The sequence below is a fragment of the Streptomyces sp. PH9007 genome, assembly GCF_059813725.1.
The window spans coordinates 1,842,214-1,859,673 of record NZ_CM187440.1 but is presented as its reverse complement, the minus strand read 5'-3'; the positions used below and the strand labels follow the sequence as shown (position 1 = coordinate 1,859,673).

Here is a 17,460-nt window from a genome sequence, read left to right as displayed (position 1 = left end):
TCCGCTGATTCGTCTCATGTCGACTACTTCTTTACCCGGACCGTCTTCGTCGACCTCGTCTCCAGGGTCATCTCGTCGGCCTCGGCGACTTTCGCCTTCAGTCGAACAGTACCTCTCGCCGCATCCTCCACGTCCACCACCTTTGCCAGCAGTTGTGAGGTCTGTTCATTCCCCGAGCTGTGCGCCAACTGGACGGCGCGGCCCAGTTTGGCCGTCGCGCCGCGCGCGTCACCGCGCTTGCGCAGGTCAATGCCCTGCTGGATGACCGAGGCCAGCTCCTCCTGCCCGGTGTAGTGGGCGACCTGCGGGTTGAGGGCGGTGGCGGCCGCCATGTCGGAAGTCCACACAGCGCGGATCAGCCCCGGCCGGGCAGCGACGGGCTCGCCACCGGCCCGCACCAGCGACACCCGGGCCGCCAGCATCTCCTGCCCCACGTCGCACGGTGGCACATGGAGAGCGAGGTGATAGTCGCGGGACTCCGCGCCCCACGCACCGGTCGGGTAGTCGCCGGCGCGCGGCGGCGCCTCCGTACGGCGGTCGGTGAGATCAGCGACGGACGGCGCCACCTGCTTCACGGAGCGGACGGAGGCCCCCAGCGGCGTCCACAGCCGCAGGCTGACATCGCCGACCTCCTTGCCCATGACCGACTCCATCATGGCGGTGAAGTCGGCCGTCAGACCGTCCGGTTCGGCGACGATGTCGGCGGAGCCCAGCAGCGCCGCGGCGATCTGGGTGACCTCCCCGACCTCCCAGTCCGTGCCCACTCCACGCGCGTCACAGGTGAACCGGCCCGCGCACCGGGCGAGGGCCTCGGCCAGCCGCTCCGGCTCCTCGTGCTCGTTGCGGCCGTCGGTCAGCAGCAGGCCGTGCCGGATCGGGGCGGTGGAGGTGGCCAGCAGGCGCTCGGCGAGCAGCAGCCACGTACTGATGGCGGTGCCGCCGGTGGCGGTCAGGCCCTCCAGGGACGCCTTCGCCGCCCGGCGGGTGGCGGCATCGGCCACGGCCAGCCGGCCCGCGCCCGGGAAGACCTCCCGGGCCCGGTGGGTGCCGGCGACGACGGCGAAGGCCGTGCCGTCGCGCAGCGTGTCGATGGCCGCCTCGGTGGCGCGGCGGGCGCCGTCCATCTTGGACGGCGGGTAGTTCATCGAGCCGGAACAGTCCACCATGATGACGACGGCGGCCTCGCCCGCGCGGTCGCCGCCGGTGGCGGAGACCGTGACGATGGCGTGCACCTCGTCGGCGCCCCGGTGCAGGAACTCGTTCTGGTAGACGTCGACGCCGAAGACCGGCTCTGTACTCATCCGGCCGCTTCCACCACCGGGAAGGGAATGACCGCGACGGTGACATTGTCGTGGCCGCCCGACTCCAGGGCGTGCCGCACCAGATGCTGCGCGGTCGGCAGCGGGGTCTCGCGGGCCGTGGCAGGCACCAGGTGCGCGAGCCGCTCGGCGGACTCGGCGTAGTTCCACAGGCCGTCCGTGCACACGATCACCACGCCGGGACGGTCCGGCTTGAACGACGCGGTGTGCGGCTCGACCTCGACGGCGTCCGCGCCCAGCCAGGCGGTGATGGCGTGCGCGCGGTGATCCGCCATCGCCTCGGCCTCGCTGAGCAGGCCGGCCGCGACCATCTGCGCCGCCCACGAGTCGTCCTCGGTGAGCCGGGCGGGAGCGGCGCCGCGCTCGGCCGGGATCCAGTAGGCGCGGCTGTCGCCGACCCACCCCACGGTGAGGATGCCGCCTGCGGTAACGGCGCCCACCAGGGTGCAGGCCGGGGCGTTCTGGCCCGGCTCGGCGGCGGGGTCGGCGAGATCGGCGACGGCACGGGCGGCGGACAGGACGGCGTCGTGCATGGCCTGCTGGCCCGAGACGCCGCGCGGGAGGGAGACGAGCAGCGACTCGGCCGCCGCGTCGGAGGCCGCGGCAGACGCCTCGTGGGGGCGGGAGGAGGAGGACACGCCGTCGCAGACGATGGCGATGACGGCGGGCGAGCCGTCGGCGAGGGCGGTCGCCGAGACGGTGAACGCGTCCTCGTTGCGGTGGTGCCGCAGCCCGAGGTCACTGACGGCGGCGACGCCGCCGAGCGCGCGCTCGACGTGGTCGCGCTGGCCGGGCTGCGCGCGACCGCAGTCGGCGCAGTAGCCGTCGCCGTCGACGTGGCCGGTGCCGCAGACGGCGCACAGGACGGGGTTCGTCTCGCGGGTGGGCGGCCGGGAGTCGCGCGTGCGCGGATCGGCGGCGGCGCGGGGATCGGCGGGCGCGGTGGCCGGGGTTGGGGCCGGCGGGGGCGTGGCGGCGGCAGCGGTGGCCCGGGGGTCGAGCGAGGGAAGACGGGGCCCGCCGGACGCGGGCTGCGGCGGCGGCAGGGTGAAGTCCGGCTCGGTGGGCGTATACCCGTCGGCGGCACCGGCGGGCTGGGCCGCCGGCCGACCGGAACCCGTGGCCTGCGGCGCGGGGGCGCCGGGCGCGGAGGCCGGCTTGGCGGCCGGCGACTGGGGCGAGTTGGCCGGGGCGGAGCCCTTGGCCTGCGCGGCGGGGGCTGGGGCCGGGCTGGTGACAGCCGGGGCAGTGTTCGGGCTCTGCGGGGCCGGGGCCGGGGGAGCGGCGGGCTGCTGGGCCGCCTGCGGAGCCCGGGTCGTGGCTGCTGAGCCCTGTGGCGCGGTGGCCGGTTGGGGCTGCTGCGCTGCGGGTGCGGGTACGGCCGGTGCCGAGGCGGGGCTCTTGGCCTGCGGTGCCGGGGTCGCGGGAGTCGCGGCCGGGCTGGTGGCCGGGGGCTGCGTCCCACCGGGAGCGGTGGGGTTCGGGCTCTGCGGAGTCGTGGCTGCCGGGGCCTGAGCCTGCGGCGCCCCGGCGGAACGGCCGCCGGGCTGCTGCGGGGGCGTGGTCGGCGCTGCCGCCGCACCGGTACGCGGGGTGGCGGAACCCGGGCCACCCACACCCGGCTGTCCGGCCTGCGGGGTGGGACCACCGGGCGCGTTGCCGGTGGCGGCGGCGGGCTGCTGCCCTGCCGCCGGTGCCGCAGTGGTGGCCGAGCCGGCGCTACCGGCGGGCGTGTTCGGCGCGGGCGGGGCCGCGCCCTGCGGCGCGGGTGCGGCCGGTGCCGGGCTGGCCGGGGCACCGGCCGAGGTGGCGCTGCCGGGGCCTGCGTCGGGTGCGTTCGGGCCCGGCTGGGCCGCGCCGTGCGCCGCCGGGGTGCCGGGCGCGTTTCCGGTGCCGGTGGCGGCGGGTTGGCCGGGCGCGGCTGCCGCAGTGGTGGCCGAGGTGGTGTTACCGGTGGGTGCGGCGGGTGTGTTCGGCGCGGGCGGAGTGGCGCCCTGTGGCGCGGGTGCCGGTGGGTCCGGCTGCTGCGCTGCCGGAGCCTGGGGCGTGGTGGGTGTGCCGGTGGCGGCAGGCTGCTGCCCGGCGGCCGGCGTGGCGCTGACGGTGCCGGTGCGGGGTGCGTTGGGGCCCGGCTGGGCGGCGCCGTGTGCCGTCGGCGTTCCCGGCGCGCTGCCCGGGGCGGCAGGTTGCTGCCCGGCCGGGGCCGGGGCCGGGGCCGGGTGGGGGTTCGGGGTTTCGGCCGGGGCCGGGCCGGTGCCGGGGGTGCCCGTTGTGGCGGGGCGGGGGTCCGCCGGGGCCGGGGCCGCGCCGGGCGTGTGGGAGCTCGCCGGGCTGCCGGGTGCCGACCCGGGGGGAGTCGCGGTGCCTGCCGGTGCGGGCGGCGTCCCGCCCGGTGCCGTGGGGGCCGCGGGGCGCCGGGCGGTCATGGGCGGGGGCGGGGGAGCGGGGGCCACCGGACCCTTCGCCCCCGTCGGGGCCGTGGTGCGCAGGTGTTTGCCGCAGTTGCCGCAGAACTCGTCGTCGGCTTCCAGCGGCTCCCCGCAGCCGGGGCAGGCGGAGAGTTGGTCGAGCTGCGGCATCGTCACACCCATGTCCTAGGGCGGAAGCGGTTGGCCGCCTCCACCAGTTCAATCCGTTCCCTACTGTCCGGCGCCCACTGCGCGAGCCGCCGGTAGGAGCGTTCCAGACCCAGTCTGATGCCCGTCTCCTCCAGAGGCGCACCCAGGAGCCGCCCATTCTGTCCGGAATGGCCGGACAGCAGCCAGTCCAGCGCAGACCCCAGCACCTCACAGGACAGTTGTTCGCCCAGTGCCGGTTCCAGTCCCCCCGCGAGCAGCGTCTCGACCTGCCGGCCCGCCGCCAGCAGGTCCGGCAGCAGCGGCTCGGCCGGTGAGCGGTGCCGCAGCCTCGCGCGGACCGCCGCCACCCGGGCGGCGATGTGGTGGGCGGAGGTGTCCGGCACCGATTCCAGCGCGGCCACCGCCCCCTCGCGGTCGCCGGTGGCCAGCCGTACCCGGGCCAGACCGAAACTGGCGCTCACATGGCTGGGATCGGTCCGCCACACCAGTTCGTAGTAGTCGGCCGCGTTGTCCTGCTGGCCCAGCGTCTCCGCGCAGACCGCGAGCGCCAGCTTGGGGGCCACCTCGCCCGGGAACGCGTCGTACACCGCGTCGAAGGACAGCGCCGCCGTGCCGAGGTCGCCGGTCGCCAGGGCGGCCACGCCCTGGTACCACACCACCCGCCAGTCGTCGCCGCACTCGTCCTCCAGCGCGGACAGCAGCCAGCGCGCGCTCTCCCGCCCCCGTCCGTCCGGCAGTTCCAGCAGGGCCCGCAGTTCGCGCAGCCGCCGTTCGACCGAGTCCACCGGGGCGGCGCTCAGTGCGGCCAGCAGGTCGGCGGGAGCGCCGGCCATCAGCCCGGACAGAAAGCCCGCGTTCGGGTCCTCCGGGTCCACCTTGGGAACGGGCAGCGCCAGGGCCGCCGCCTCGATGTCCACCGGCGTGGTCAACGGGCCGGCGGCCGGCGGGAGCGCCGACGCCGCCGCGGCCCGTGCCGCCCGCCCGCGTACCCGCCGCCGCGCGCCCAGCGCCGACACCTCACGGCCCAGGCCCGGCATCAGCTCGGTGTCCGGCACCCGCACCTCGGGGCCGAACAGCTGCGACAGCGCCGGCTGCGGCTGCCCCGACTGGAGCGCCACCACCTCCCGCAGCACCCCCGTCAGCTGCTCCGACATCTGCTGCGCGGACGCGAACCGCCGCTCCGGGTCCGGGTCGGTGGCCCGTACCAGCAGCCGGTAGAACGACTCGTACCGCTGGAAGACCTCCACGTGCTCCGGCTCCGGCAGGCTGTCCGCGAAGATCGTGGTGTAGCCCTGGAAGTCGAAGGTCAGCACGGCCAGCGTGCGCGCCACCGTGTACAGGTCGGAGGCCACGGACGGGCCCACCTCGGCGACTTCGGGCGCCTGGTAGCCGACGGTGCCGTAGATCGCGCTCTCGTGGTCGTCCATGCGCCGCACCGCGCCCATGTCGATCAGCTTGAGCTGGTCGTTCTGCTGGATCGCGTTGTCGACCTTGAAGTCGCAGTACAGCAGCTGGCGGCTGTGCAGATGCCCCAGCGCGTCCAGCGCCTCGATGCCGTACGCGCACGCCTGCTCCACCGGCAGCGGATCGCGCCGCCCGTCCGCGCTGCGCCGGGTGTTGGCGATCTCCTTCAGCGACCGGCCGCCCACGTACTCCATGACGATGTAGCCGTCCAGGCTGCCGGTACGGCGGTCCAGATGCTCGACGAAGTTGTAGATCCGCACGATCGTGGAGTGCTCGATCTCGGCGAGGAAGCGCCGTTCGGAGATCGCCACCTCCATGGCGTCCTCGTCGCCGGTGTCCAGCAGGCCCTTGAGGACCACCCAGCGGTGGCTGACCCGGGTGTCCTTGGCCAGATAGATCCAGCCGAGCCCGCCGTGCGCCAGGCAGCCGGCGATCTCGTACTGGTCGTGCACCAGGTCGCCGGGGCGCAGCTTGGGCACGAAGGAGTACGGGTGGCCGCAGCGGGTGCAGTACCCCTCGCTGCGCCCGGTGCGCTCGCCACGGGTACGGCCCACCCGTTCGCCGCAGTCGCTGTTGCCGCAGAACCGTTTTCGCTCGGGCACCTCGGGGTCGGCCAGCACCTGGTCCAGCGGTTCGGGGCGGGGCACGGCGGGGATGGTCACCAGGCCGGCGCCCAGCCGGGAGCGGTGGCGGGAGGAGCTGGCGCGGGAACTGCGCACGGAGACCGGGCGTTCCGACATCGGCCCCGACAGGGAGCGGGAGAGCGCGCCGGAGACCGAGCGGTGCGACAGCCGCGAGCTGGGCAGCGACCGTTCGGAGGCGGCCGACGGTACCGAGGCGGGCGCCGAGCGCTGGGAGGGTACGTCACCCCGGCGCGGCGCGTGGGTCAGGCCGGTGCCGACGCCGCCGATGTCGCCGCGCGCCGAGACGACGGGGGCGAGCCCGCACAGGTCGCAGTAGAGCTGTCCGTCGCCGACGTCCTCGTAGTGGCCGGCGCAGCCGGGCCGCTGGCACGGCACGGACAGGGGGCCGCTCTCGTTCATGACTCGCTCCGCCCTGTCAGCACGTCGGCCGCCGCGTCCTGGTAGCGCTGCACCGCGCTCTCGGCGGCGCGCAGATCGCACGGCGCGGTCCACAGCAGGCGGCGGGCGGCGTCGTAGCGTTCGGACAGCAGGGGGTCGTCGTTCTTGCCGAGCCGGACGGCCTTGGCGCGGTAGGCGTCGAGACGGCCGCGCAGTTCGGCGCGTATCGCGAGCGGGGCGGTGACGGCCGACAGGGAGGAACGGGCGCGTTCCAGCTCCTCCTCGGCGCGTACCTCCAGCGCGTCCAGCAGCGGGGAGAGCCGGTGCCACTGGGCGCGGCGCCGGTACTCCCCCGCGGTGGCCAGCTGTTGCTGGAGGACGACCGGCGGCCCGCTGACGGCGGGGACCTCACTGGCGGCGATCTTGGACAGCACCTCGACGCGGGCGGCGCGGGCCTCGGCCAGGGTGCGGTCGGCGCGCGAGAGCACGTCGCGCAGCCCCACCAGCCGGGCCTCGGCGTCCTTGCGCACGCCGAAGACGGCGTCCACCTCGCGGCGGATGTCGTCCAGGGTGCGGGCGGCCGTGTCGTAGCGGGTGGTGTCGGGGCGACCGCCCGCGACCGCGCCGGAGCCGCCCTCGGGCAGCCAGAAGGCGAGCGGGTCGGCGATGACCTCGGCGCGCAGCGCGGTCAGTTCGGCGGTGACCCGCTCCAGGTCGTCGCCCGAGGGGTGGGTGCCGGGGCGCACCCCGGCGGAGTGGGCCAGTTCGCTGACCCGGCGCAGTTCGGCGGAGAGCAGGTCTATCCGGGCCGGCAGCGCGGACCACACGGCGTCGGCGGCGGCGACCACGCCGAGGACCTCGGCGTAGCCGCGGTTCATCCGGGTCACCAGCTGCTGCCAGCTGGTGTGTTCGGCCAGCAGTTCGCCGCCGGAGATCACCAGGTTGCGGCCCTCCAGCAGGTGGCTGAGGCGGCTGAGTTCCTCGCGGCCGGGGAAGCGGCGGCGGCCGCGCAGTTCGCGGGCTTTGGCGAGGGTCTCGGTGCAGGTCTCGAACCAGGACCACAGGTCGGAGACGATGGCCTCGGCGTGCCGCCAGCGTTCGAGGGTGAGCCCGGTGAGGTGCGCGCCTTCGAGCAGCCGCCGCCCGGCGTGGTCCTGGAGGGACAGCAGGGACGTCTCGATCGCCTCGTGCTCGGCGGCGAGCCGCGTCAGGGCGCGGTCCACCTCCTCCCGGCTCAGCACCCGTTGACCGGAATCCGGGGCCATCGCTCTCCCCTCTGGCTGTGGCTCTGGCTGTGACTGTGGCTCTGGTACTGGCTCTGGTACTGGCTCTGGTACTGGCTGTGACGTCGCCGCATGTGCGCGCTCGTTGATCCTTCCCCCGTCCGCGTACGGTTCACCGGTCAGTCCCGGTATCGGGGCGCGGCCGGCTCCGGGGACTGGTCCGGTGGGAAGTAGTCGGCGAGCCAGGCCCGGTAGGAGACGCGCCAGTCGCTGCCGTCGCCGCCGGCCCGGTAGTCCTCCAGTATGGCGTTGACCCGGCGCACGAGGTCCTCGTCACCGGGATTCATCGCGATGCCGTAGGACTCCTCCTTGATGGGCTCGCCGATCAGCCGCATGGTGGGGTCCTGCGCGGCGTGGGCGGCGGCCAGCGCGCCGTCCGTCATCAGGGCGTCGGCCTCGCCGAGCTGGATCCGTACCAGGCAGTCCAGATGGCCGCCGGCCTCCACCAGCGCGGCGCCGTGCGGTTCGCTCTCCAGCAGCACCCGGGCGGTGGTGTCGTCGCCGCTGCACACCCGCATCCCGGCCAGCGAGGAGTCGAAGCCGGTGATGGTGGACCAGCGGGGCGCCAGCAGTTGCTGGCCGGTGTCGAAGTAGGGAGCGGAGAACGCCACGGACTCCCAGCGGGTGCAGGTGATGGACATGCTGCGGATCACCATGTCCACCTCCCTGTTCTCCAGGAGCGGGATGCGCTGGTCGGTGGGGATGGGGCGCAGGGTGACCAGTTCGGGGTCGCCCAGCAGGTCGGCGGCGACCGCGCGGGCCAGGTCGATGTCGAAGCCGATGACGGTCTGCGGATCGTCGGGGGCCCGGTAGCCCCACAGATAGCTGTTCTGGTCGACGCCGACGATCAGCCGGCCGCGCTCGGTGATGCGGCGCACGGCGTCGCCCTCCTCGCGGGAGGGGGACCAGCTGTTGCCGGCCGGGTCGATCCCGTTGTCGCACGTCTCGCGGGCGGCCAGCGAGCCGATGCCGTCGCCGTCCGGGCCGCTCCCGCCGCTGTCGCCGTCGCCGTCGTCCACCTGGACCAGGTGTCCGCCGGTCACCGGGCCCGGCGCGTCCTCCGGTCCGCCGTCGCCGGGGGCGGGCAGCGAGCCGGCCAGCATCCAGCCGGCCAGCGCCATGCCGCCCACCACCATCAGCAGCGAGCGACCGCCCGGCCGTCTCAGCGCGCCCATCGCCGCACCTCCACCCTCACCCCGGGTCACCCGTACTCCGCCAGCCTGCGGTTGATGCCGAGGACGGCGCCCGTGGCGGCCAGCGCCGCCAGGGCCAGCGCCCCGACCAGCAGTCCGGTCTGCGCCGCGGCGGCCCGTTCGGCGGCCCGGGTGAACTGGCCCTGTTCGTGGGCGACGGCCCGCTTCAGCGCCTCGTCGACCCGGTCGAAGGAACTGCCCGTGGAGTCCTCGCCGATGACGAGTTCCACCGCCTCCTGGTACTCCCCGGCGTTCTCCCGCTGCCGGGCCTCCTCGTGCAGGGCCCGCCACTCGCCGACCGCCGTGTGGGCCGCCCCGATCGGCTCCCGCCCGTCCTCGTCGTCGGCGAGCCGCCAGGCCGCGCCCAGCCGCCCGCGCGGCGCGCCGTCCTGCGCGTCGTCGGCCTGCGGCCCGGCCAGTTCGGCCATGCGCTCCTGGTAGCTCTCCTCGAACCCCGTGCCCGAACCCCGTGCCACCAGCGTCATGCTCTCGGCGCCCCGGGCCTGGAGGGCCGCGATCCAGGCGTCGTTGAGCGCGCTGAGCGACTGCGCCCCGCCGCGGTCCGCCTCGTCCAGTGCCGCCCGCGCGAAGGTGTGCGCGCCCACCAGCCACAGCAGCAGCACCAGCGCCGCCCCGGTGGCGGCCAGCAGGCCCTGGTTGAACACCCGGTGGGTACGCAGCCAGTGCCGCCGCTGCGCCCAGGCCAGCACGCCGAGCGCGAGCGCGGCGGCCGCCAGCGAGAACCAGGGCCAGGCGCCCGCCCGCCGGGCGTCGTCCTGGAAACGGCCGGTCTCCAGCGCGTACAGCGACTCGGCGGCCGGCAGCAGGACCTCCTGCATCCGGCTGTCGGCGTACCGCAGATAGGCGCCGCCCAGCGGCAGTCCCTGCCGGTCATTCGCGCGTGCGGTCTCCACCAGCCCGGTGTACACGGGGAGTTCGGCGTTGAGCAGCGCGATCAGCTGCTGGGCCTGTTCGGAGTTGCCGGTGTGCGCGGCGGCGCGGGTGAGCAGGGCGGCGGCGGTGGCGATGCGCTCCTCGTAGCGCTCGCGCACCTGGGGTTCGGAGCCGCTGCCGGTCAGGAAGGCCACGGCCGCTGTGGTGTTGGCGTCGGCCAGCGAGCGGTAGATGTCGGCGGCCTCCGCGCTGAGCGGCTGGCTGCTGCTGATGAGGGTGTCGGCGGCGTCCGAGCGGTCGCCGATCTGCCAGGCGGTGGCCGCGCCGAACAGCAGCAGCGCGGCGGCGACGGCGGCCCCGATGATCCGCAGCCGGCCCGGCTCGGTACGGGCCGAAGTACGCAGCGAGCGCACCCCTTTCGCCCAGTCCGAGAGCCGGGGGCGGCCCGGCGCGCGGGACGGGGAGGGCGGTACGGGCGGCGGTGCGGCCGGTACCTCCGGCGCCACGGGCAGTGGCGGCGGGGTGTCCGGGGGCAGGCCGGGCGGGGCCGGAATGTGCGGTGGCTGCCTCACGTCGGGCCCTCCCCCCTGGTGTGTGGCCACGGCCAGAAGTATGGCCGTTGTGCCGGGATCCAGACAGTCTTTACCGGGATCTTGTCGCGATCGCGATGTTGCGCCCCGTCCCGCGCGCCGCGAACCCGCCCGGGGGGCGCCGGAGTCCGCTCTTAAGCCCCCTTAAGGCCGGCTTCACCGTCCCCCAACTGACACGCATTGACCACCCGTCAGGTTGCACTTACGTTCACATCGGTCTCGATCCCTCCCCCCCCCCACGGCAGACGAGAGGTCCCATGAGCCACACCCCCACCACCGACAGCGGCGCTCCCGCCGCGCACCGGCGCCGGACCCGGCCCGGAACCCGCGCCATCGCCTCGCTCGCCGCGCTGCTCACCGCGACCGGCGCCGCCGCGGCGCTGTGGCTGGGCGGCGGCACCGCCACCGCCACGGCCTCCGGCGGCGAGAGCCCCGACGAGCCGCGGCGTTCCGAGGCCGTCACCCCGTACCAGCAGCACGGCGCCCTGGAGATCTGCGGCCTCAGGCTGTGCGGCGAGGACGGCAGCCCCGTCCAGCTGCGCGGCATGAGCAGCCACGGCACCCAGTGGTTCGAGCACTGTCTGACCGAGGGCTCGCTGGACGCCCTCGCCGACGACTGGGGCGCGTCGCTGCTGCGGGTGTCCACCTATGTGCAGGAGGGCGGTTACGAGACCGACCCGCAGCGCTTCACCGACATCGTCAGCCGGGTCATCGACCAGGCCACCGCGCGCGGGCTGTACGTGATCGTCGACTGGCACCAGCTGAGCCCCGGCGACCCGAACGCCAACACCGCCCTCGCCAAGCGGTTCTTCACCGACATCACCGACCGCCACGGCCACCAGGACAACCTGCTCTACGAGATCGCCAACGAGCCCAACGGGGTCAGCTGGCAGTCCATCAAGAGCTACGCCGAGGAGGTCATCCCGGTGGTCAGGGCCGGGGCGCCCGACGCCGTCGTCCTGGTCGGCACTCGTGGCTGGTCCTCGCTCGGCGTCTCCGAGGGGTCCGACGAGAACGAGATCGTCGCCAACCCGGTCAACGCCGACAACATCGCGTACACCTTCCACTTCTACGCGGCCTCGCACCGCGACCACTACCTCTCCGTCCTGGACCGGGCCTCGGACCGGCTGCCGATCTTCGTCACCGAGTGGGGCACCCAGGACTACTCGGGAGAGGGCGCCAACGACTTCGCCATGTCGCAGCGCTATCTCGACCTGATGGCCGCCAAGGGCATCAGCTGGGCCAACTGGAACTTCTCCGACGACTGGCGCTCGGGCGCCGTCTTCCGCGAGGGCTCCTGCGCCGCCGGTCAGTTCTCCGGCACCGCGCCGCTCAAGGAAGCGGGCGTGTGGGTCCGGGACCGGGTGGGCTGACACACACCACGCCGTGGCGGCCGGCCGGGGCCCGGACACACGTACGGGGTGCGCGGCACCGCGTACGTCCGTACCTGCCCGGTCGGCCGCCACGCCCGCTTCCGTGATGTGAACGACCACTTCCAAGATCGATGATCACCGGGCAAGATCACCAGCATGACCGGCGAGGAACCCGTATACGTGCTGCCCCTGGCCCCGCTGCGGCTGGCGGGGCACGGCGTGCAGCTGCGCGAGTGGACGGCGGCCGACCGGGCCGCCATGGTGGCGCTGTTCGACGACCCGGAGATCGCCCGGTGGACCCCGCTGCGTTCACCGTTCGACGAGGCCGCCGCCGATGACTACCTGGCGAAGGCCCGCGACTCCCGGCCGGCGGGCCGCCGCGTCCAGCTGGCCATCACGCTGGACGGGGCCGTCCCGCTGGGCGAGGCGGTGCTGTTCCCCAACGCGGACGCCGAACGCGAGGCCGAACTGGGCTACACCGTGGGCCCCGCCCACCGCGGCCGGGGGCTGGCCGCCCGCGCGGTGCGGCTGCTGGCCGAGTACGCCCTGACCGAGCTGCCCGTCACGCGGGTGATCCTGCGGATCGAGCCGGAGAACGCGGCCTCCAACGCCGTCGCCCGCGCCGCCGGGTTCGCCCTGGCGCCCGACCAGCCGCTGCACCGTGAGATCCGGGGCCGCGCGGTCACCCTGCTCACCTGGGCCCGGCACCCCTGACCGGCCGTCCGGCCGCCGGGGGACGCCGCGCCGCCGGCCGTCCTACAGCCGCAGGCCCAGATACAGCACCTGGGCCTCCTCGGTCGGCTCGCGCAGGGTGACGAAGCCCAGCTGGGTGTAGAAGGCGTGCGCGGCGGTGTTCGCCGGGTTCATCCCCAGGTGCACGCCGGGGACGCCGCGTTCGCGCAGCGCGTCGAGGTACGCCGTCATCAGCCGGGTGCCCAGACCACGCCGCTGCCCCCGCGGCAGCAGGTCGATGTGCAGATGGGCGGGGTGCTCGCGCACCACCTCGGCGTCGATCATCCGCTCCGGCGCGTGCAGCAGGCTCCGCAGTTCGCCGTCCATGTCCGTCGCCCCGGCCAGCTCCGGGAAGCGGTCCCGCACCCGGGGCAGCCACGTGGCGCGGAAGTCGCGGTAGTACGCCCGGGTGTCGGCCGCGCCCACGATGTAGCCGATCGGCCCGTCCCCCTCGTCCGCCACGAACACCAGCTCCGGGGCGAGTTCGGCGTACGGGGTGGCGAACAGTGCCGGCAGCACCCCCGGATCGCGGTAATGGCCCCGGGCGTCCCCGCCGTTGTACCCGGTGCGGACGCAGATCCGCCGCAGGGCCGCGGCGTCGGCGGCATCGCCCGGACGGTAGCGGCGGATCTCGACCTCGGCCTCGACCCCGGCCGCGACATCGGTATGTGTCATGCGCGCCATTGTGTGGCCCGCCCGGGGTGATCGACTAGACGGTGAGCACGATCTTTCCGCGCACGTGGCCGCCCTCGCTGCGCTCGTGCGCCTTCGCGCCCGCGTCCAGCGGATACTCCGAGTCGATCGCCACCGTGAACCGGCCCTCCCGGGCCAGATCGGCGGCCTGCGGCAGTGCGTCGTACGCCGGTTCGTCCGACATCGCCGAGGTGACCCGCGCCCCGTGCTGCGGCGCGGAGAAGTCCGCGATGCTCACCACCCGGCCGGGATCGCCCGCGATCTCGATCAGCTCGGGCAGCGAGCCGGAACCCGCGGTGTCGAACACCGCGTCCACTCCCTGCGGCGCCAGCTGGGCCACCCGCTCCCGCAGGCCCGCCCCGTACGTCGTCGGCAGCACCCCCAGCGAGCGCAGGTAGTCCTGGTTGCGGTCGCTCGCCGTGCCGATCACGGTGATGCCGTTGGCCACCGCGAACTGCGCCGCCGCGCTGCCCACTCCGCCGGCCGCGCCCTCGATCAGCAGCGTCTGCCCCGTCGTCACCCCCAGCAGGCGCAGCGCGCGCATCGCGGTCTCCGAGGTCACCGGCAGCCCGGACGCCTGCTCCCAGGTCAGCTCGGCCGGCTTCACCGTGTAGTGGTCGAGCACCGCGTACTGGGCGGAGGCGCTCTGCCCGGAGCCGAAGACCTCGTCACCGACCGACACCCCGGCCACCCCGGAGCCGACCTCGTCGACCACACCGGCCGCGTCCGTGCCCGGGATGGCGGGGAAGGCGAGCGGAGAGGTCTCGTCGAAGAGGCCGCGCCGGATCTTCCAGTCGATGGGGTTCACCGCCGCCGCGCGCACCGCGATCCGGACCTGGCCGGGCCCCGCGTGCGGCTCCGGCTGTTCGGTCACCCGCAGCACCGAAGGGTCGCCGTAATCCGTGTAGGTCAGTGCGCGCATCGTGAGATCGCCTCCCAGGTCGCTTCGCTCCTCACCCCTCAGTGTTACGGAGCGTCGCGCCCGGCGCAGCTCGAAGCTTCTCCAGCGTCACGCCGGCCGCGTCCACCTGCGCGATCCCGGCCTCGTCCAGCGTCTGCTTGATGCGGCGCCGCAGTTCCCGTTCCACGGTCACGGCCTTGCCGGGCATGGTGCGGGCCCGCACCTTCACCACCATGGAGTCCAGCGTCACCGACTCCAGACCCAGGACCTCCAGGGGCTCCCACACCAGTTCGTCCCAGGGGGTGCCGGCCGTCCGCAGTTCCTCGCCGGCGCCGGTGATGAGCTTGCGCACCTGCTCGTAGTCGGCGTCCGCGCGGACCTCGATGTCGAGCTGGGCGGTGGCCCAGCCCTGGCTGAGGTTGGCGACGCGCTTGATCTCGCCGTTGCGCACGTACCACAGCTCGCCGTTCTCGCCGCGCAGGGTGGTGACCCGCAGCCCTATCTCCACCACGGTCCCGGTCGCCTCGCCCGCGTCGATCCGGTCCCCGACCCCGTACTGGTCCTCCAGCAGCATGAACATCCCGCTCAGCACGTCGGTGACCAGGTTGCGCGCGCCGAAGCCGATCGCCACGCCGAGGAAGCCGGCGCTGGCGATCAGCGGGCCCAGCTCGATCTCCAGCTGGGACAGGATCATCAGCGCGGCGGTGCCCAGCACCAGGACGGAGGCGGCGCTGCGCAGCACGGAGCCGATGGCGGCGGCGCGCTGGATCCGCCGTTCGGGGCTGGCCAGCAGCGAGCCGCCGCTCCGGCCGCCGGTGCGGCGCTTGTCGTCGCGGTGCATGCGCTTGATGAGCCGGCTGATGGACCGGCGCACAACGGCGCGCAGCACGAGGGCGATCACCACGATCAGCGCGACGCGCAGGCCCGTGCCCAGCCAGGCTTCCCAGTTCTCCCTGCTCACCCGTCCACCGTAATCGGGGGAGGGGCCCCCACCGGCCCCGTTGTGGCTCGGGGGAGGGGGAGAAGTATGAGCAATACGGGGCAGGTGTGGCGAATGACACCATCGGTGCATTCCCTGTTCGTGGTGGCGCTTTCCCCCACGGCCGGGACACACTGTGGGAGATCGTCCCGGCGCGAGCCACGCGCCGCCGACGGAACTGGAGGGCATCCGTGCCGCAGGTCCTGGTTCTCAATGCTTCGTACGAACCGCTCGGCGTCGTCCCCATCCGCCGCGCGCTCATTCTGCTGCTGAACGACAAGGCGGTGAGTCTGGAGGACTCGGACGTCCTGATGCGCAGCGCCACCCATGCCATACCGGCACCCAGCGTGGTACGGCTCAAACGCTTCGTCCGGGTTCCCTACCGGGGTTCCGTGCCGCTCACGCGGCGGGCGCTGTTCGCCCGCGACGGCGGCCGGTGCGCGTACTGCGGGGCCGTGGCCACCAGCGTCGACCATGTGATCCCGCGCAGCCGGGGCGGCGCGCACGCCTGGGAAAACGTCGTCGCCGCCTGCCGCAGCTGCAACCACATCAAGGCCGACCGGCAGGTCGCCGAGCTGGGCTGGCGGCTGCGGCACAAGCCGGGGCCGCCCTCCGGGCTCGCCTGGCGCATCATCGGCACCGGCCACCGCGATCCGCGGTGGCTGCCGTACCTCCAGCCGTACGGCGCGGACGACGCGCTGGCCAGAATCGAGGGACGGACCTCCGCCTGAGGAGAGCAGCGCCGTAAATCTTTTCGCCGACCGTGGGTGATATCGATCGCTTTCCCGTAATTGCGGTCGCGAGGACGGATGGGGTGGCGTTGACTGGGTAGGGCAACGAGGGCACCGAAGTCCGCGTTACCGCCCGTGAACGGAGTGAGGCCCGTGGCCGCACCCAGTAAACCCGCCGTCGCCCCCCATCCGCCCGCCCTCATCGGCGAGCCCGCAGTGCCGTACGACGAGCTGCCGGCCATGCCCTGGGACGAGACCGGCGAGCTCGACCTGTCGGAGCTCACCGACCCCGACGCGGCGGCCCGTGCCCTCGACCCGCCGCTCACCAGCGAGCCGGCCCCCTGGGACATCGCGCCGCTCACCTCGGAGCAGCCGCTGGCCGCCGCCGAGCTGCCGCTGACCTCCGAGCCGACCGGGGCCACCCCGCACTGATCCGTACGAAACGGCGGGGGCGTGGGAAAGGCCGCGGAAGGGGTTCGTTACTGTGGGGGGCGTGGTCAACGCGAACAAGAACGCCCGTGGGCAGAAGCGACTGAGCCAGCGCGGCCTGCGCGCAGGAGCCCTCACGGCCGGCACGCTGCTGATGCTGCTCATGACGTCCCCGGCCGCCCAGGCCCTGACGCGCGAGGACGGCGACGACCCGGGCTCCGGCCTGAGCGTCATCGAGACCCTCGGCCTGTTCGTGGCGGCCCCGATCGTCCTGTTCGTGGTGATCGCCGGTCTGGTCATTCTGGGCGAGAAGAAGAAGCCCGCCAAGCAGCAGAGCTGATCGCCGCCGCCCGCGCGGCGGCGCGCTCCGGAACGGGGCGCGCCCGGTCGGGGGCATGAGGCGAACGGCGCTGCGCGCACCGCGAGGTCTGCCAAGGTTGCGGCCTGGCCCTCGCGACCCATGCGTGTTGTTCGCGGGCCCCGTACCCGGGGCCCGCGTTTTCGCATGCCCGGATCCGGCACCGGCGGGGTGTGCGGGCCTCGCCCGGCCCCGGTCGCGTGCGGTACGGGCCGGGCGGATCAGCGGGTGCCGGGGGAGCCGTTCGGGTGGTGCGGCGCCCGGGCCGGTCGCTCCCACAGTCCGGCCAGATGCGCGTCGAGGACCTCGTGCGCCTCCGGCGCACTGAGGTGACCGATGAGGACGTGCGCGGTGAGGCCGTCCGCGAGGGCGAGCAGCGTACGGGCCTCGCGCCGCGGATCGAGGGACACGGCGTGGTCGGTGCCCCCAGCGCCCTCGGTGCCCTCGACGGCCTCCGCGATGAGGCGGGTGAACGCCTCCTGGAGGTCCGCGTAGTTCGCTGTGAGCGTTCTGGCGAGCGGCTCGCTGACCGCCGCCTGTGCGACGAAGGCGAGCCAGACCCTGGCCTCGGCGCGGTGCTCCTCGCGCAGCAGGGAGACCTCGGTGGCCGCGTGCCCCAGGGCCGTGCCCGCCGACTGGGCCGGGCTCTCGACGAGCCGGGCCCGGACGCGTTCGCCGATCCGTTCGCCGATCTGTTCCAGGGTGAACACCAGCATCTCTTCCTTGGTGCGGAAGCAGCGCTGCACCGCGCCCATCGACACCTGCGCGCGGGCGGCGACATCGCGCAGGGTCACGCCCTCCAGTCCGCGTTCGTCGGCGAGCCGGCACACGGCCTCGGCGATGAGGCGGCGTCGGCCCGCGTGGTCCACCTGCCTGGGCATCTCGGCTCGTCTCCCCTGCTCCTCGTGTCCCGGTGCACG

The 17,460-nt window shown here is 74.3% G+C and carries 15 protein-coding genes; 5 read left to right on the top strand and 10 right to left on the bottom strand.

Annotated elements, in window-relative coordinates:
• Positions 1-23: 23 nt before the first annotated feature.
• The 6 genes from ACTFAP_RS08330 to ACTFAP_RS08305 form a co-directional block, all read right to left on the bottom strand.
• The gene (locus tag ACTFAP_RS08330; RefSeq protein ID WP_500468639.1) at positions 24-1,301 is read right to left on the bottom strand and encodes a vWA domain-containing protein; all 1,278 of its coding nucleotides are present in this window, start codon (positions 1,299-1,301) and stop codon (positions 24-26) included.
• The gene (locus tag ACTFAP_RS08325) at positions 1,298-3,898 is read right to left on the bottom strand and encodes a PP2C family protein-serine/threonine phosphatase (RefSeq protein ID WP_500469437.1); all 2,601 of its coding nucleotides are present in this window, start codon (positions 3,896-3,898) and stop codon (positions 1,298-1,300) included. Before ACTFAP_RS08325 ends, ACTFAP_RS08330 begins: the two co-directional genes overlap by 4 nt.
• A 2-nt stretch (positions 3,899-3,900) precedes the next feature.
• Positions 3,901-6,405, bottom strand: a complete 2,505-nt coding sequence (locus ACTFAP_RS08320) for a serine/threonine-protein kinase (RefSeq protein ID WP_390116218.1) — start codon at positions 6,403-6,405, stop codon at positions 3,901-3,903.
• Positions 6,402-7,649, bottom strand: coding sequence for a hypothetical protein (locus tag ACTFAP_RS08315; protein WP_500468637.1), 1,248 nt, complete (start codon positions 7,647-7,649; stop codon positions 6,402-6,404). Before ACTFAP_RS08315 ends, ACTFAP_RS08320 begins: the two co-directional genes overlap by 4 nt.
• Positions 7,650-7,786: 137 nt before the next feature.
• Positions 7,787-8,842 carry a glutamate ABC transporter substrate-binding protein gene (locus ACTFAP_RS08310; RefSeq protein ID WP_390116221.1) on the bottom strand — a complete coding sequence of 352 codons (1,056 nt, stop codon included), beginning with the start codon at positions 8,840-8,842 and terminating at the stop codon, positions 7,787-7,789.
• 26 nt (positions 8,843-8,868) lie between these two features.
• A complete protein-coding gene (locus tag ACTFAP_RS08305) occupies positions 8,869-10,326 on the bottom strand; it encodes a GlnX family signal transduction membrane protein (RefSeq protein WP_500468636.1) in 1,458 nt (485 codons plus the stop codon).
• Positions 10,327-10,601: 275 nt separating this feature from the next.
• Here ACTFAP_RS08305 and ACTFAP_RS08300 point away from each other — a divergent pair, with 275 nt between their 5' ends.
• Together ACTFAP_RS08300 and ACTFAP_RS08295 are read left to right on the top strand one after the other, a co-directional pair.
• Complete coding sequence (locus ACTFAP_RS08300) at positions 10,602-11,717, top strand: glycoside hydrolase family 5 protein (RefSeq protein WP_400009756.1); 1,116 nt, start codon at positions 10,602-10,604, stop codon at positions 11,715-11,717.
• Positions 11,718-11,873: 156 nt separating this feature from the next.
• Positions 11,874-12,431, top strand: coding sequence for a GNAT family N-acetyltransferase (locus tag ACTFAP_RS08295; RefSeq protein WP_390116226.1), 558 nt, complete (start codon positions 11,874-11,876; stop codon positions 12,429-12,431).
• Between the two features lie 42 nt (positions 12,432-12,473).
• Here ACTFAP_RS08295 and ACTFAP_RS08290 read toward each other — a convergent pair whose 3' ends face one another.
• From ACTFAP_RS08290 to ACTFAP_RS08280, 3 genes are read right to left on the bottom strand one after another with little or no spacing between them, the layout of a single operon-like run.
• On the bottom strand, positions 12,474-13,124 hold the full coding sequence (locus tag ACTFAP_RS08290) for a GNAT family N-acetyltransferase (RefSeq protein ID WP_500468635.1): 651 nt from the start codon (positions 13,122-13,124) through the stop codon (positions 12,474-12,476).
• A gap of 34 nt (positions 13,125-13,158) precedes the next feature.
• Positions 13,159-14,064: an NADP-dependent oxidoreductase gene (locus ACTFAP_RS08285; protein WP_030725502.1), complete on the bottom strand. Its 906-nt coding sequence runs from the start codon at positions 14,062-14,064 to the stop codon at positions 13,159-13,161.
• Between the two features lie 31 nt (positions 14,065-14,095).
• A complete protein-coding gene (locus tag ACTFAP_RS08280) occupies positions 14,096-15,115 on the bottom strand; it encodes a mechanosensitive ion channel family protein (RefSeq protein WP_500468634.1) in 1,020 nt (339 codons plus the stop codon).
• Between the two features lie 98 nt (positions 15,116-15,213).
• Here ACTFAP_RS08280 and ACTFAP_RS08275 point away from each other — a divergent pair, with 98 nt between their 5' ends.
• The 3 genes from ACTFAP_RS08275 (at position 15,214) to ACTFAP_RS08265 (ending at position 16,522) form a co-directional block, all read left to right on the top strand.
• Positions 15,214-15,753 (top strand): HNH endonuclease, encoded by a 540-nt coding sequence (locus ACTFAP_RS08275; protein WP_030725505.1) that lies wholly within the window; start codon positions 15,214-15,216, stop codon positions 15,751-15,753.
• A 153-nt stretch (positions 15,754-15,906) separates the two neighbouring features.
• On the top strand, positions 15,907-16,185 hold the full coding sequence (locus ACTFAP_RS08270; RefSeq protein WP_234389877.1) for a hypothetical protein: 279 nt from the start codon (positions 15,907-15,909) through the stop codon (positions 16,183-16,185).
• A 151-nt stretch (positions 16,186-16,336) separates the two neighbouring features.
• Positions 16,337-16,522, top strand: coding sequence for a hypothetical protein (locus tag ACTFAP_RS08265; protein ID WP_390116991.1), 186 nt, complete (start codon positions 16,337-16,339; stop codon positions 16,520-16,522).
• Positions 16,523-16,761: 239 nt separating this feature from the next.
• Here the strand turns inward: ACTFAP_RS08265 and ACTFAP_RS08260 are convergent, their stop codons facing one another.
• On the bottom strand, positions 16,762-17,421 hold the full coding sequence (locus ACTFAP_RS08260; protein ID WP_500468632.1) for a TetR/AcrR family transcriptional regulator: 660 nt from the start codon (positions 17,419-17,421) through the stop codon (positions 16,762-16,764).
• Positions 17,422-17,460: the final 39 nt, after the last annotated feature.

What these genes read in the sequence shown, in the direction of transcription:
- ACTFAP_RS08320 (WP_390116218.1), bottom strand. Translation starts at nt 6,405, where the DNA reads ATGAACGAGAGCGGCCCCCTGTCCGTGCCGTGCCAGCGGCCCGGCTGC.
- ACTFAP_RS08330 (WP_500468639.1), bottom strand. Translation starts at nt 1,301, where the DNA reads ATGAGTACAGAGCCGGTCTTCGGCGTCGACGTCTACCAGAACGAGTTC.
- ACTFAP_RS08280 (WP_500468634.1), bottom strand. Translation starts at nt 15,115, where the DNA reads ATGCACCGATGGTGTCATTCGCCACACCTGCCCCGTATTGCTCATACT.
- ACTFAP_RS08265 (WP_390116991.1), top strand. Translation starts at nt 16,337, where the DNA reads ATGCTGCTCATGACGTCCCCGGCCGCCCAGGCCCTGACGCGCGAGGAC.
- ACTFAP_RS08325 (WP_500469437.1), bottom strand. Translation starts at nt 3,898, where the DNA reads ATGCCGCAGCTCGACCAACTCTCCGCCTGCCCCGGCTGCGGGGAGCCG.
- ACTFAP_RS08315 (WP_500468637.1), bottom strand. Translation starts at nt 7,649, where the DNA reads ATGGCCCCGGATTCCGGTCAACGGGTGCTGAGCCGGGAGGAGGTGGAC.
- ACTFAP_RS08310 (WP_390116221.1), bottom strand. Translation starts at nt 8,842, where the DNA reads ATGGGCGCGCTGAGACGGCCGGGCGGTCGCTCGCTGCTGATGGTGGTG.
- ACTFAP_RS08260 (WP_500468632.1), bottom strand. Translation starts at nt 17,421, where the DNA reads ATGCCCAGGCAGGTGGACCACGCGGGCCGACGCCGCCTCATCGCCGAG.
- ACTFAP_RS08285 (WP_030725502.1), bottom strand. Translation starts at nt 14,064, where the DNA reads ATGCGCGCACTGACCTACACGGATTACGGCGACCCTTCGGTGCTGCGG.
- ACTFAP_RS08295 (WP_390116226.1), top strand. Translation starts at nt 11,874, where the DNA reads ATGACCGGCGAGGAACCCGTATACGTGCTGCCCCTGGCCCCGCTGCGG.
- ACTFAP_RS08300 (WP_400009756.1), top strand. Translation starts at nt 10,602, where the DNA reads ATGAGCCACACCCCCACCACCGACAGCGGCGCTCCCGCCGCGCACCGG.
- ACTFAP_RS08290 (WP_500468635.1), bottom strand. Translation starts at nt 13,124, where the DNA reads ATGACACATACCGATGTCGCGGCCGGGGTCGAGGCCGAGGTCGAGATC.